Here is a 13,619-nt window from a genome sequence, read left to right as displayed (position 1 = left end):
CGCACTTAGGCAGCAGGAGAGCAGAGTTGAGGTTCACGGTTCGCAGACCGGCTAGTGCCGAGGTCTCCCCGTGCTGTCACCGCCCGTCCGGCGGCGATGTTGCGTGCGGCGTTCACGTCGGCGTTGCACGGGCCCGCATCGCAGGCGACGCACTGAAAAACCGCTTGGCTCTTGCGGTTTTCCGGCGCGACGTGCCCGCAGTGCGAGCATCGTTGCGACGTATACGCTGCCGGGACGAAGTCGAGCCGCCCCGACGCCTTGTGCTTGAGCCGGGCCACCAGCAGCCCCCACCCCTGCCGGCTGATCTCACGGTTAAGGCCCCGTTTCTGCGCGACGTTGGTGCCCGGGCGGTCGCGGGTCCCGCGTGCGGAGCGGGTCATCGTCCGCACATTCAAGTCCTCGACGCGGATGGTGTCGAAGCGGCTAGCCAGATCGGTGGTGGTCTTTTCCACCCAATCACGACGGCGATCGGCGTCGCGGGCCCGCAACCGCGCGATCGCCCGCTTCGTTCGCGCCCTCCGATTCGATCCGCGTTGCGCCCGGGACAGCCGCCGCTGCAGTCTGCGGAGCCGCTTGGCCTCGCCCACGCCAAGGCCGGGAGCGCGCAGCAGCTCTCCGCTGGACAGCGCAACCGAGACCGCCACGCCGCGATCGACACCGACAACAGTGCCATCGCTGGGTCCCGAGATCGGTTCGGGGATCACAGCAAAAGCGATGTGCCAGCGTCCCGATCGATCCAGGGTGACGCGGTACGACTTCACCGAGGCGGGAATGGCACGGGTCCACCGGAACCGCACCCAACCGATCTTCGGTATCCATATCTGCCCGTGGCGGCGGTTGAGCCGTTTGAGGTGGCGCGGTTTGACTCCGACCTGCCGAAATCCTTCGTGAATGCCGGCCTTGCGCCAGGTTGGGCGGCGGTGGCTGCCATTGAAATAATTCCGCATTGCTTGGGCGAAGTCGCGGAGCGCTTGCTGCTGCACGGTTTGCGATCCGGCTGCCAGCCAGTTGTATTCGGCGCGGGCTGCGGTCAACTGGGCACACTGCTCGTTATAGCCCGGCGCCCGACGGCCTGGTTGCCAGTGCTGCTGCTGCTCGACGGCCATGTTCCAGACAAACCGGGCGTGACGACAGTTTTCAGCCAAGGCCGTCGCCTGCTCAGGGCTGGGAAGCAACCGAAATCTGGACACGCCAACAACCTACGAACGACGACCGACAACCTGCCGAAAGGAGGAATGCGGCCTCTTCTTCCCCGGCTAGAGCCGCGGGTTTCCACACCGCAAAACTGATGGATCACGCCCATCGGCGGACCCACCCACAGCCGCCACCACAACGCCCGCCGGCGGGGCCGCGCCACGCCCGCCCGGGCCCGCCGACCGGTCCCCTGCCGCCCGTGCCCGAGCTCGCTCGGCGCCGACCCGAGCTGTCCGACGCCGCGCTGGTCTCGCGGTCGTGGGCGATGGCGTTCGCGACGCTGATCAGCCGCCTCACCGGCTTCGCGCGCATCGTCGTGCTGGCCGCCATCCTGGGTGCGGCGCTGTCGAGCGCCTTCTCGGTGGCCAATCAGCTGCCGAACCTGGTCGCGGCGCTCGTGCTGGAGGCGACGTTCACCGCGATCTTCGTGCCGGTGCTGGCCCGCGCCGAGCAAGGCGATGCCGACGGCGGCGCGGCGTTCGTGCGGCGCCTGGTCACGTTGACGACGGCACTGCTGCTGGTCGCCACCGCGCTGTCGGTGGTGGCCGCTCCCCTGTTGGTGCGCCTGATGCTGGGCCGCGCCCCGCAGGTCAACGAGCCACTGACCACCGCCTTCGCCTACCTGCTGCTCCCGCAGGTGCTCGCCTACGGGCTGACGTCGGTGTTCATGGCAATTCTCAACACCCGCAACGTATTTGGGCCGACGGCGTGGGCCCCCGTCGTCAACAACGTGGTCGCGCTGGCCACCCTCGGGGTGTACCTGGCGGTGCCCGGCGAGCTGTCCGTCGACCCCGTCCGGATGGGCAACGCCAAGCTGCTGGTGCTCGGCATCGGCACCACGCTCGGGGTGTTTGCGCAGACCGGCGTGCTGCTGGTGGCGCTGAAACGCCAGCGCGTGAGCCTGCGCCCGCTGTGGGGAATCGACGAGCGCCTCAAGCGGTTCGGTGCGATGGCCGGGGCGATGGTGCTCTACGTGGTGATCAGTCAACTCGGCCTGGTGGTCGGCAACCAGATCGCCAGCACCGCGGCCGCGTCGGGTCCGGCGATCTACAACTACACCTGGCTGGTGCTGCAGCTGCCCTACGGGATGATCGGCGTGACCGTGCTGACCGTGGTGATGCCGCGGTTGAGCCGCAACGCCGCCGCCGATGACACCCAGGCGGTGCTGGCCGACCTGTCGCTGGCGACCCGGCTGACGCTCGTCACTCTCATCCCGATCGTGGCGTTCATGACCGTCGGCGGCCCGGCGATCGGCAGCGCGCTGTTCGCCTACGGCCATTTCGGGGAGGTCGACGCCGGCTACCTGGGCGCCGCGATCGCGTTGTCGGCGTTCACGTTGATCCCCTACGGCCTGGTCCTGCTGCAGCTGCGCGTCTTCTACGCGCGCGAGCAACCCTGGACGCCGATCGTTCTCATCCTCGTCATCACCGCCGTCAAGATCGTCGGCTCGGTGCTGGCCCCCCACCTGACTCACGACCCCAAGCTGGTGGCCGGCTTCCTCGGCCTGGCCAACGGCATCGGCTTCCTGGCCGGCGCGATCGTCGGCTACTACCTGCTGCGACGGGCGCTGCTGCCCAAGGGCGGCCACCTAATCGACGTCGGGGCCGTGCGAACAATCCTGGTGACGATCGTCGCGTCGATGCTGGCCGGCCTCGTCGCGCATGTGGCCGATCGGCTGCTCGGGCTCGCCCGGCTGACGGCCCACGGCGGCGTGGGCTCGCTGCTGCGGCTGTTGGTCCTGGCGATCATCATGTTGCCGATCATGGCCGCGGTCATGGTCCGCGCGCGGGTGCCCGAAGCGCAGGCGGCGATTGACGCGCTCAGGCGCCGCTTTTCGCGCCGCGGCCCGCGCGTCGCGGTAGCTTCGCGCAAATCGGCCGGGCAACAGGGATCGTCTCGGCCGGGCCACGTCACGTACCCTGAGCAGAGGAATTCGTCCCCGCCGGGGGGAAGTGCGGTCCAGGAGCCGATCCGGCGCAGGCCTCCGGAGCGGGTAGCCAGCGCCCGAGTAGCGAAAGGACCGGAGGTGACCGACCGCCCATTGGAGAGCGCATCCAGCGCTGGATCCGATCTGGGGTCAGGCGCCGAGACTCCGCGCCCCGTTGCCGACGACTTCCAGCCCGACATTCCGCCCGGGCCGGGCCATGAACGGCCGGCGCCACGCCCGACCGACCGTTTGAACGGCGACCTGTCGGTCGACACCGCCGTCGGGGCCGGGGACGACGTGCACCTCGTCCCGGGCGCCCGCATCGCCGGCGGGCGGTATCGGCTGCTGGTCTTCCACGGCGGCGCGCCCCCGCTGCAGTTCTGGCAGGCGCTGGACACCAAGCTGGACCGGCAGGTGGCGCTGACCTTCGTCGATCCCGACGGAGCCCTCCCCCGCGAGGTGCTGCAGGACATCTTGTCCCGAACCCTGCGGCTGAGCCGGATCGACAAGCCCGGTATCGCCCGCGTGCTCGACGTGGTCCACACCGGCTCCGGCGGGCTGGTCGTCTCGGAGTGGATCCGCGGCGGTTCGCTGCAGGAGGTAGCCGACACCGCACCGTCGCCCATCGGCGCCGTCCGCGCGATGCAATCGCTGGCCGCCGCCGCCGACGCCGCCCACCGCGCCGGGGTCGCCCTGTCGATCGACCACCCCAGCCGGGTGCGCGTCAGCATCGAGGGCGACGTGGTGCTGGCCTACCCCGCGACCATGCCCGACAGCAACCCGCAACAGGACATCCGCGGAATCGGCGCCGCCCTGTATGCGCTGTTGGTCAATCGGTGGCCGCTGCCGGAATCCGGGGTGCGCAGCGGGCTGGCGCCGGCAGAGCGTGATTCATCGGGGAACCCCGTCGAACCCATGGTGATCGACCGCGAGATCCCGTTCCAGGTATCCGCGGTCGCGGTGCGGGCGGTTCAAGAAGACGGCGGAATCCGCAGCGCCTCAACCCTTTTGAACTTGCTGCAGCAGGCGACGGCGGTGGCCGATCGCACCGAGGTGCTCGGCCCGATCGACGATTCGCCCGCGCTGCCTCCCACCACCCGGTTGTCCCCCGGCCGCGAGTACGCGACATTCGCGCGCCGGCGCCGCAACGTGCTGATCGGAGTCGGAGCCGCCGTCGCCGTCATCGTGGTGGCCTTGCTGGTGCTGGCCTCGGTGGTGAGCAAGATCTTCGGCAACGTCGGTGGCGGCCTGAACAAGGACGAGCTTGGGCTCAACGGCCCGTCGTCGTCGGCGTCGTCGTCTGCTCCCAATTCCGCGGCCGCCGGCAGCGTCGTCAAACCCACCAAGGCGACCGTCTACTCCCCCGACGGAGACGCCGACAACCCCGGCCAGGCCGGGCAGGCGATCGACGGCGACCCCTCCACCGCCTGGTCCACCGAGGTCTACACGGACGCCGTCCCGTTCCCCTCCTTCAAGCAGGGCGAAGGGCTGATGTTGCAGCTGCCCAACCCCACCGTGGTTGGTCAGGTGACCATCGACACGCCGAGCAGCGGCACCAAGGTTGAGATTCGCTCGGCCTCGACCGCGGCGCCGTCCAAGCTCGAAGACACCACCGTGCTGGCGCCGGCGTTCGCGCTCAAGCCCGGTCACAACGTCATCCCCGTCCGGGGCGGCTCGGCGACATCGAACGTGTTGGTGTGGATCTCCACGCTAGGAAGCACCAACGGCAAGAGCCAGGCCAGCTTCTCGGAAGTCACGGTCCAGGCAGCCTCCTGACGGAGATCGCGGGCGCCCACAGCCCCCGCGTCGGTGAAGTGCCGCGCGACCACCGATTAGTTAGTGTCCGGCCGTGGGTCTTGGGGGGAACAGCGAGGGCGAACGCAGCGACGCCGAACTGCTCGCGGCCCACGTCGCCGGCGATCGCTACGCGTTCGCTGAGTTGTTCCTCCGTCACCAACGCCAGCTGCACCGGCTGGCCCGGCTGACCACCCGCACCCGCGAGGACGCCGAGGACGCGCTGCAGGACGCGATGCTCTCGGCACATCGCGGGGCGGGATCATTCCGGCACGACGCGGCCGTCGGCAGCTGGCTGCACCGCATCGTGGTCAACGCGTGCCTGGACCGGCTGCGCCGCGCCAAGGCCCACCCGACGGCCCCGCTCGAGGACGTGCACCCGGTCGCCGATCGCACCGCGCAGGTCGAGACGGCGATCGTGGTGCAACGGGCCCTGATGCGCCTTCCCCTCGAGCAGCGGGCGGCGGTGGTGGCCGTCGACATGCAGGGCTATTCCGTCGCCGACACCGCCGCTCTGCTGGGCGTCGCCGAGGGCACCGTCAAGAGCCGGTGTTCCCGCGGCCGGGTCCGCCTCGCCCAGCTGCTCGGTTACCTCGACACTGGTCCCGGCGCGGGCTCACCGATGGCCGTCAAGCAGCGCATGACGGACACTGGGGCGGATGGGTGAACCCGACGACGAAGCCGCCGAGCCGCCCCTGACCGTCGAGCTGCTGGCCGACCTTCAGGCCGGTCTGCTCGACGACGATGCCGCGGCCCGCGTGCGTAAACGCGTCCGCGAAGACCCCGAGGCGCAGGGCATGCTGCGCGCGTTGAACCAGGTGCGCTGCGACGTCGCGACGTTGGGGGCCGATCCGGCGTCCGCGCCCGAGGTGCCCCCCGAAGTCGTCGCGCGGATTTCGGAGGCGTTGCGGTCGGCCGATCACACCGGTCTCGCGCACGCGGCCCGGCCGCATCTGGGTCCCGCCAGGGTGGTCGCCGGCCTGCTCGGCGTGGGCGCCGTGCTGGCGGCGGTCGGCGTGGGCACGGTGGCGCTGATCAGCGCGCCGGAGCCCGCCCCGAGCACCCCGGTCACCGCCGAGCACATCACGGTGTCGACGCCGCCGCCGACGATTCCGCTGTCGCCGGCCGAGATCCTCGGACTGCTCCACCGCAGCCCGGACTACGGCCCGCTCGGCGACCCCGCGCTGCGCGCGTCCTGCCTCAGCGGCCTGGGCTACTCGGCGTCGACGCAGGTGCTGGGCGCGCGACCGGTCGACATCAATGCCCGTCCCGGCGTGCTGTTGGTGTTGCCCGGCGACACGCCCGAAAATCTGGCGGTCTTCGCGGTGGCGCCGAATTGCAACGCCGCCGATACCGGGCTGCTGGCCAACACGCAGGTCCCGCGAGCGTAGTCGCTGCCATCACGCCTTGCGGCGGGTCGCCGCCATGACGCCTAGCGGCGATCGCAAGCGCGGCGCAGCCGGGCGCGGCGGGTCGCCGCCATGACACCTAGTGTGGTGGCCGACACCCGGGAACACCTACGCCTACGCTGGCGTTCGTATGCGTAGCTTCCGTACCTGAAAGGCCCGAATGACTGCCGATACTCCCGCTCACGACACCGTTCACGACGTCATCGTCATCGGCTCCGGCCCAGCCGGGTACACCGCGGCCCTTTACACCGCCCGCGCGCAGCTGGCCCCCCTGGTTTTCGAGGGCACCTCATTCGGTGGTGCGTTGATGACGACGACCGAGGTGGAGAACTACCCGGGCTTTCGCGACGGGATCACCGGCCCGGAGTTGATGGACGAGATGCGCGAGCAGGCGCTGCGGTTCGGCGCGGACCTGCGGATGGAAGACGTCGAATCGGTGTCCCTGGACGGGCCAGTCAAGTCCGTCGTCACCGCCGACGGGGAGACCCACCGCGCACGAGCCGTCATCCTGGCCATGGGCGCGGCCGCTCGCTACCTGCAGGTGCCCGGCGAACAGGAGTTGCTGGGGCGCGGCGTGAGTTCGTGTGCCACCTGCGACGGGTTCTTCTTCCGCGACCAGCACATAGCCGTTATCGGTGGCGGCGACTCGGCGATGGAAGAGGCCATCTTCCTGACCCGCTTCGCCAGCAGCGTGACGCTGGTACACCGGCGCGACGAGTTCCGGGCATCCAAGATCATGCTCGACCGCGCCCGCAACCACGACAAGATCAAGTTCATCACCAACGCCGCCGTGCTCGCCGTCGAGGGCGACACCACGGTGACCGGATTGCGGTTGCGCGACAACATAACTGGCGAAGAATCCACCCTCGCGGTGACCGGTGTTTTCGTGGCAATCGGCCACGAGCCGCGCTCGGGGCTGGTGCGCGATCAGGTCGACGTCGATCCCGACGGCTACGTACTCGTCCAGGGCCGCACCACCAGCACCTCGGTGGAGGGCGTGTTCGCGGCCGGCGACCTGGTGGACCGCACCTACCGGCAGGCGATCACCGCCGCGGGCAGCGGCTGCGCCGCGGCCATCGACGCCGAGCGTTGGCTGGCCGAACGGGAAGACGAGTCTGCAACCGGAAACGCTGAGGGTACCGACACATTGATTGGAGCACCGCGATGACCGACGCCGAAAAGGCTGGCGCCACAATAGAAGTCTCTGACGCGTCTTTCTCCTCGGAGGTGCTGTCGAGCAATAAGCCTGTGCTGGTTGACTTTTGGGCCACGTGGTGCGGGCCGTGCAAGATGGTCGCCCCGGTTCTGGAGGAGATCGCGAGCGAGCGCGCCGAACAGATCACCATCGCCAAGCTCGACGTGGACGCCAACCCAGAAACGGCCCGGGATTTTCAGGTGGTTTCGATTCCCACCATGATCCTGTTCAAGGACGGCCAACCGGTGAAGCGGATCGTCGGGGCCAAGGGCAAGGCGGCGTTGCTGCGCGAGCTTTCCGACGCGGTTCCCAACCTGGCCTGACGCCAACCAGTTCGTCGCACCACGCCCCGGCGCTTAGCCTGGGGTTTTCCGAAAATTGAGAAGCATCTGCGACAATAGCGCTTAGCCGTTGCCCGTATTCAGCCTGTCAATTTGTCCCGGAGGGCCTTTGGTATGTCGAGTCAGCGCCGTGAATACGGCGACGCGCTGCGCTGTGGTGCCCGCAGCGCAGCCGTGACCGAAATCCGGGCGACGCTGGCCGCGCTAGGGCTGCTGGACAATCCCGACGAAGACATGGCCACCGGGCGACACGTGGCCCTCGAGGTCTTCGATGACCACCTTGATCAAGCGGTACGCGCCTTCCAGCAGAACCGCGGATTGCTGGTGGACGGCATCGTCGGCGAAGCGACCTACCGTGCGCTGAAGGAGGCCTCGTATCGGCTGGGCGCGCGCACGCTGTATCACCAGTTCGGCGCACCGCTTTACGGCGACGACGTCGCGACCCTGCAGGCGCGGCTACAGGACCTCGGTTTCTACACCGGCCTGGTCGACGGGCACTTCGGCCTGCAGACCCACAACGCTTTGATGTCGTACCAGCGCGAATACGGGCTCGCCGCCGACGGCATCTGCGGCCCGGAAACCTTGCGCTCGTTGTACTTTCTCAGTTCCCGCGTCAGCGGCGGGTCCCCGCATGCCATTCGCGAGGAAGAGCTGGTCCGCCGCTCCGGGCCCAAACTGTCGGGCAAGCGCATCATCATCGATCCGGGCCGCGGCGGCACGGACCACGGCGCCATCATGCAGGGCCCGGCCGGCCCGGTCAGCGAAGCAGATGTGCTGTGGGACTTGGCAAGTCGGCTCGAGGGCCGGATGACCGCCATCGGCATGGAGACGTTCCTGTCGCGGCCGACCAATCGCAGCCCGTCGGATGCCGAACGCGCCGCTACCGCGAACAACGTCGGCGCCGACCTCATGATCAGCCTGCGCTGCGAATCCCAGACCAGCCCGTCGGCCAACGGCGTGGCCTCCTTTCACTTCGGCAACTCACATGGTTCCGTCTCCACGATCGGACGCAACCTTGCCGACTTTATTCAGCGAGAAGTGGTGGCGCGCACCGGTTTACGGGATTGCCGCACGCATGGCCGGACGTGGGATCTGCTGCGGCTCACCCGGATGCCCACCGTTCAGGTCGACGTCGGCTACATCACCAACCCGCGCGACCGCGCGATGCTGATCTCCACGCAGACCCGCGACGCCATCGCCGAGGGCATCCTGGCCGCGGTCAAGCGGCTCTACCTGCTCGGCAAGAACGACCGTCCCACCGGCACCTTCACCTTCGCCGAGCTGCTGGCTCACGAACTGTCGGTGGAACGGGCCTCCCGGCTGGGCGGTTCCTAGCCGCTCTCGTTGGCCCGCAGCGTATTTCCGGCGGCGGACGAACCCGCACCCACCGGTTCTTCCAGTTGGGCCAGCAGGCGCTCCAGCGCCGCCTCGACCTCGGCCTTCCAGCCGAGTCCCTTGTCCAACTCCAGCCGCAGCCGCGGAAAGTACCTGTGCGGCGCCACCACAACGAATCCCACGTCCTTCAAGAATTCGGCGTCGATCATGCAGTGGTCGACCGAGCAGTCGCCGAGCGCCTCCAGCACCGGCCGGACATCGGGATCCACCAACCGCGGATCCTGTAGCTCGGACGCCTCCGATGTGCGACCGAAAGCTTCCAGAGCCCGGACGCCGCGTCGGACGAGCTCGTCGACGACCCGGGCGATGAGCCCATGCGGCAGATCGTCGGCGGCTTGCCCCGGCTCGATGTTCATCGACGTCAGCAACACCGCATCGGCGGACACCGGAGCGGTGGGAAACCGTTGCGCCCGTGGCACCGCGCGCGGCGGGGCGTAGAGGACATACCCCAGGCACGGCGGCTCGGCGTGGCTGCGTTCGTCGTCGGGAATCGCGGTCGCGACCAGCCCGCACGAACCCCACTCCAACATCACCATCGACAGCCAGGCCTCTTTTTCGAATTCGGGGTCGGCGAGGTGGTCTTGGTTACCGAGGGTCGCCGGGTCGACCTCCCAGAACACGCAGCGGCGCGCGTGCTTGGGAAGCTGCTCGAAAGCCTCGAGCCGAAGCGGCGTGATTCGAGCGGACACTAGCCTCCTGGCTTCTGTGCGGTACTGCGGCCAACCCATTCCCGGCCATCAGCAACCCCTCCAGGATAGGAGAGTTGGACCTCATCGGACCAGTGTTTGCCCTGCCACTTCAGCCGGCCCCGCAGAACGGTCCGAACAGCCGGCTGGCGGCCGGGCAAACCGCGAAACAGCTTGGGGCACATCGAAACTCCGCTGAGCAAGGGCACACGAGGCCGGCGATTTCGGGCCCGGGACGGGCCCAGTGTCACAGTGACGTAATTACACCGTATGGATGGTCAGGCCTTGGGCGGGGTCATCACGTCGACGATCCGCTGGAGGTCCTCCACCGAGCCGAACTCGACGACAATCCGTCCTTTGCGTTTGCCCAGGCTGACCGTGACCCGGGTGTCGAACGTGTTGGACAGCCGGTCAGCAACGTCTTGAAGGCCGGGCATCTGGATCGGCTTGCGGCGCGGCGCCGCCGGGGCGGCCGCATCGCCGCGGTTGGCCAGGGTGACCGCTTCCTCGGTGGCGCGCACCGACAGGCCCTCGGCGACGATCCGGCTCGCGAGCTCCTCCTGCGCCTCCGGGCCGGCCTCCAGGGCCAGCAGCGCACGGGCATGGCCGGCGGACAGGACCCCCGCGGCGACCCGGCGCTGCACCGCGATCGGCAGCTTCAGCAACCGGATCATGTTCGTGATCAGCGGCCGCGACCGGCCGATGCGCGATGCCAGTTCGTCGTGCGTGACGTCGAACTCGTCGAGCAACTGCTGGTAGGCCGCCGCCTCCTCCAAGGGGTTCAGCTGCACCCGGTGGATGTTCTCGAGCAGGGCGTCGCGCAGCAGGTTGTCGTCGCCGGTCTCGCGCACGATCGCCGGGATGGTGGCCAGGCCTGCTTCCTGCGCGGCGCGCCAACGCCGCTCCCCCATCACGATCTGGTACCGCGCGCCGCTCGGCGAACCGGTCACCGCGCGGACCACGATCGGTTGCAGGAGCCCGAACTCGCGAATGGAATGCACCAGCTCCGAGAGCGCCTCTTCGTCGAACACCTGCCGAGGCTGCCGTGGGTTGCGCTCGATGTCGCCGGGCGCGATCTCGCGGTAGACCGCACCTACCGAGGCGGCATCCTGCGCCGGCCCGCCGATCAACACATCGGCCGCCGCGTCGCCCATCCGGGGACCCAGCGTCGCCGGACCCGAGTCGCCCTCCGCCGGGCCGGTGGGAATCAGGGAAGCCAGGCCCCGGCCGAGGCCACCCTTCTTGCGTAACGGCTGCGTCATGGTCGTCCCTTCACGGATGGTGGTCAGTCGCGCTCGGCGAGTTCGCGGCTCGCGTCGAGGTAGCTCATCGCCCCGCGCGAACCGGGGTCGTAGTCGATGATGGTCATGCTGTAGCCGGGCGCCTCGGAGACCTTGACGCTGCGCGGAATCACGGTGCGCAACACCTTGTTTCCGAAGAACCGGCGGACCTCGTCGGCCACCTGGTCGGCCAGCTTGGTCCGCCCGTCGTACATCGTGAGGATCACGGTGGTCACCTCGAGCCGGGGGTTGAGGTGGGCCTTGACCATCTCGATGTTGCGCATCAGCTGGGACACGCCCTCCAGCGCGTAGTACTCGCACTGGATCGGAATCATCACCTCGGGCGCGGCCACGAGCGCGTTGATCGTCAGCAGTCCGAGCGAGGGCGGGCAGTCGATGAACACGTAGTCGAAGTCGAACTGGTCGAGCTCGGCCAGCGCCGTGCGGAGCCGGTTCTCGCGCGCCACCATGCTCACCAACTCGATCTCGGCGCCGGCCAGATCGATCGTCGCCGGCACGCAGAACAGCCGCGGGCTGTGCGGGCTGGGCCGCAACGCGTCGCGCAACGACACCTCGCCGAGCAGGACCTCGTACGAGGAGGGCGTGCCGGCTTGCCGGTCGTGGATGCCCAGCGCGGTGCTCGCGTTGCCTTGGGGATCGAGGTCGATGACGAGGGTCTTGAGCCCCTGCACGGCCAGCGCGGCGGCGAGGTTGACGGCGGTGGTCGTCTTGCCGACGCCGCCTTTCTGGTTGGCGACGGTGAACACCCGTCGGTGGGTCGGGCGGCGCAGCGGTGCATAGGTCGTGTGGAGGACCCGCATGGCGCGCTCGGCGGCGGCGCCGATCGGGGTGTCATAGTCGGCCGATGTTTCACGTGAAACATCAGCGGGCGCGGCGTCGGCGGGAGCGACGGGCGCCGATGGTTGCGCCTGCGCGACGGGCGGTGCCGGCGCGGACTCGCCGGACCAATCGTGTGGAGAACTCACCGTGCCCCCCTGTCTGCCGACCGGGCCGGCTTCCGCCGCGCCGGCTTTCCGCGTCGCGCTAAAACCACGGTTACGGGCGGACACAAGAAGTTCACGCCACATGCCACCACCCTGACATCAACGGCTCCCGAACCGGCCATCACACGCCGGTGCGCTTCCACTTCCTCGGGAGCACGCTCCCCCTTGATCGCGACCATCCGCCCGTCCTGCCGTAGCAACGGCATGCTCCACTTCGCCAGCTTGTCCAGCGCCGCCACGGCGCGCGACACGGCGACGTCCCGGGAGCCGAACTGATCGCGCACCCAAGGGTCCTCCGCGCGGCCGCGCACCACCTCGACCGCCAACCCTAGTTCGGCGACGGCCTCGGTGAGAAACTCGCTGCGGCGCAGCATCGGCTCGAGGAGCGCGACCTCGAGGTCGGGCCGCGCGATCGCCAGCGGGATCCCCGGCAACCCGGCCCCGCTGCCGATGTCGATCAGCCGCTCCCCCGGATCGAGAAGCTCCCCCACGGCCGCGCTATTTAATAGATGGCGATCCCAGAGCCGGCCGACTTCCCGGGGGCCCAGGAGCCCGCGCTCCACGCCGGCGCCGGCGAGCAGATCGGCGTAGCGCTTCGCCACATCTAGCCGGTCGCCGAACACTGCGGTCGCGGCATCGCTCAGCGAGCCTGAGCTTTCGGCGGCCCCGCCGCTACGGGCATGTTTCACGTGAAACATCTTGTGGTCTTGTTTCACGTGAAACATCCTCGATCCTCTGCGGCCCGTTACGACCCGCGAATTACACGGCTGTGACTCAGTGGGTCAGTCGAGCAGGACGACGACGCGGCGCGACGGCTCCTGGCCTTCGCTCTCGCTGTGCACCCCGGGCACCGCCGCCACGGCGTCGTGGACGATCTTGCGCTCGAACGGCGTCATCGGGGAAAGCTCCTCGCGTTCGCCCGTGTTCAGCACGCGCCGCGCCACCTTGTCGCCCAGCGCGGCCAACTCCTCGCGGCGCCGCCGCCGCCAGCTCGCGATGTCGAGCATCAGCCGGCTGCGCACCCCCGTCTTCTGGTGCACGGCCAGCCGGGTGAGTTCTTGGAGGGCGTCCAGCACTTCACCGCCGCGGCCGACCAACTTGTTTAAGTCGTCACTGCCGTCGATGCTGACAACCGCGCGGTCGCCCTCGACGTCCAGGTCGATGTCGCCGTCGAAGTCCAACAGGTCCAACAGCTCTTCGAGATAGTCGCCGGCGATCTCCCCCTCGGCGACCAATCGCTCTTCCTGGTCGTCGACTTGGTCATCGCCTTCGTCGTCGCCACGCTCGGGCGCCGCCGTCTCATCGTCGGACGGCTCCTGCGCTTCGAGTTCCGTGTCCACGTCGCGCTCGGTGGTGTCGGCGTCTGTCATGTTGTTCCCTCTCCCTCATCACGG

At 68.9% G+C, this 13,619-nt stretch carries 12 protein-coding genes; 6 read left to right on the top strand and 6 right to left on the bottom strand.

The window, feature by feature from the left end; translation table 11 throughout:
* Positions 1–5: 5 nt before the first annotated feature.
* The gene (locus N415_RS07095) at positions 6–1,190 is read right to left on the bottom strand and encodes an RNA-guided endonuclease TnpB family protein (protein ID WP_081665105.1); all 1,185 of its coding nucleotides are present in this window, start codon (positions 1,188–1,190) and stop codon (positions 6–8) included.
* Between the two features lie 98 nt (positions 1,191–1,288).
* Here N415_RS07095 and murJ point away from each other — a divergent pair, with 98 nt between their 5' ends.
* From murJ to N415_RS07065, 6 genes are all read left to right on the top strand, one after another.
* Entirely contained in the window at positions 1,289–4,897 is a 3,609-nt protein-coding gene (murJ, locus tag N415_RS07090) for a murein biosynthesis integral membrane protein MurJ (RefSeq protein ID WP_068178818.1), read from the top strand.
* A gap of 73 nt (positions 4,898–4,970) precedes the next feature.
* A complete protein-coding gene (gene sigM, locus N415_RS07085) occupies positions 4,971–5,582 on the top strand; it encodes an RNA polymerase sigma factor SigM (RefSeq protein WP_068178815.1) in 612 nt (203 codons plus the stop codon).
* Positions 5,575–6,306 carry a hypothetical protein gene (locus tag N415_RS07080; RefSeq protein ID WP_068178812.1) on the top strand — a complete coding sequence of 244 codons (732 nt, stop codon included), beginning with the start codon at positions 5,575–5,577 and terminating at the stop codon, positions 6,304–6,306. The genes sigM and N415_RS07080 overlap by 8 nt, the downstream gene beginning before the upstream one ends.
* 178 nt (positions 6,307–6,484) lie before the next feature.
* On the top strand, positions 6,485–7,492 hold the full coding sequence (trxB, locus tag N415_RS07075; RefSeq protein ID WP_068178808.1) for a thioredoxin-disulfide reductase: 1,008 nt from the start codon (positions 6,485–6,487) through the stop codon (positions 7,490–7,492).
* Complete coding sequence (gene trxA, locus N415_RS07070) at positions 7,489–7,842, top strand: thioredoxin (protein ID WP_068111571.1); 354 nt, start codon at positions 7,489–7,491, stop codon at positions 7,840–7,842. The genes trxB and trxA overlap by 4 nt, the downstream gene beginning before the upstream one ends.
* Positions 7,843–7,974: 132 nt before the next feature.
* Positions 7,975–9,195 (top strand): N-acetylmuramoyl-L-alanine amidase, encoded by a 1,221-nt coding sequence (locus N415_RS07065; RefSeq protein ID WP_068178805.1) that lies wholly within the window; start codon positions 7,975–7,977, stop codon positions 9,193–9,195.
* Here N415_RS07065 and N415_RS07060 read toward each other — a convergent pair.
* From N415_RS07060 to N415_RS07040, 5 genes are all read right to left on the bottom strand, one after another.
* A complete protein-coding gene (locus N415_RS07060) occupies positions 9,192–9,944 on the bottom strand; it encodes an acetyltransferase (RefSeq protein WP_068178802.1) in 753 nt (250 codons plus the stop codon). The genes N415_RS07065 and N415_RS07060 overlap by 4 nt on opposite strands.
* A gap of 275 nt (positions 9,945–10,219) precedes the next feature.
* Positions 10,220–11,203, bottom strand: coding sequence for a ParB/RepB/Spo0J family partition protein (locus N415_RS07055; protein ID WP_068178799.1), 984 nt, complete (start codon positions 11,201–11,203; stop codon positions 10,220–10,222).
* A 23-nt stretch (positions 11,204–11,226) separates the two neighbouring features.
* Complete coding sequence (locus tag N415_RS07050) at positions 11,227–12,309, bottom strand: ParA family protein (protein WP_239645465.1); 1,083 nt, start codon at positions 12,307–12,309, stop codon at positions 11,227–11,229.
* Positions 12,204–12,923 (bottom strand): 16S rRNA (guanine(527)-N(7))-methyltransferase RsmG, encoded by a 720-nt coding sequence (gene rsmG / locus N415_RS07045; protein WP_068178878.1) that lies wholly within the window; start codon positions 12,921–12,923, stop codon positions 12,204–12,206. Before rsmG ends, N415_RS07050 begins: the two co-directional genes overlap by 106 nt.
* 84 nt (positions 12,924–13,007) lie before the next feature.
* Entirely contained in the window at positions 13,008–13,595 is a 588-nt protein-coding gene (locus N415_RS07040; protein ID WP_068178798.1) for a R3H domain-containing nucleic acid-binding protein, read from the bottom strand.
* Positions 13,596–13,619: the final 24 nt, after the last annotated feature.

The sequence above is a fragment of the Mycobacterium sp. UM_CSW genome, from assembly GCF_000455205.1.
Classification (GTDB): Bacteria; Actinomycetota; Actinomycetes; order Mycobacteriales; family Mycobacteriaceae; genus Mycobacterium.
Note: the sequence above shows the minus strand (reverse complement) of the source record. Positions and strands in the feature narration are given on the sequence as shown.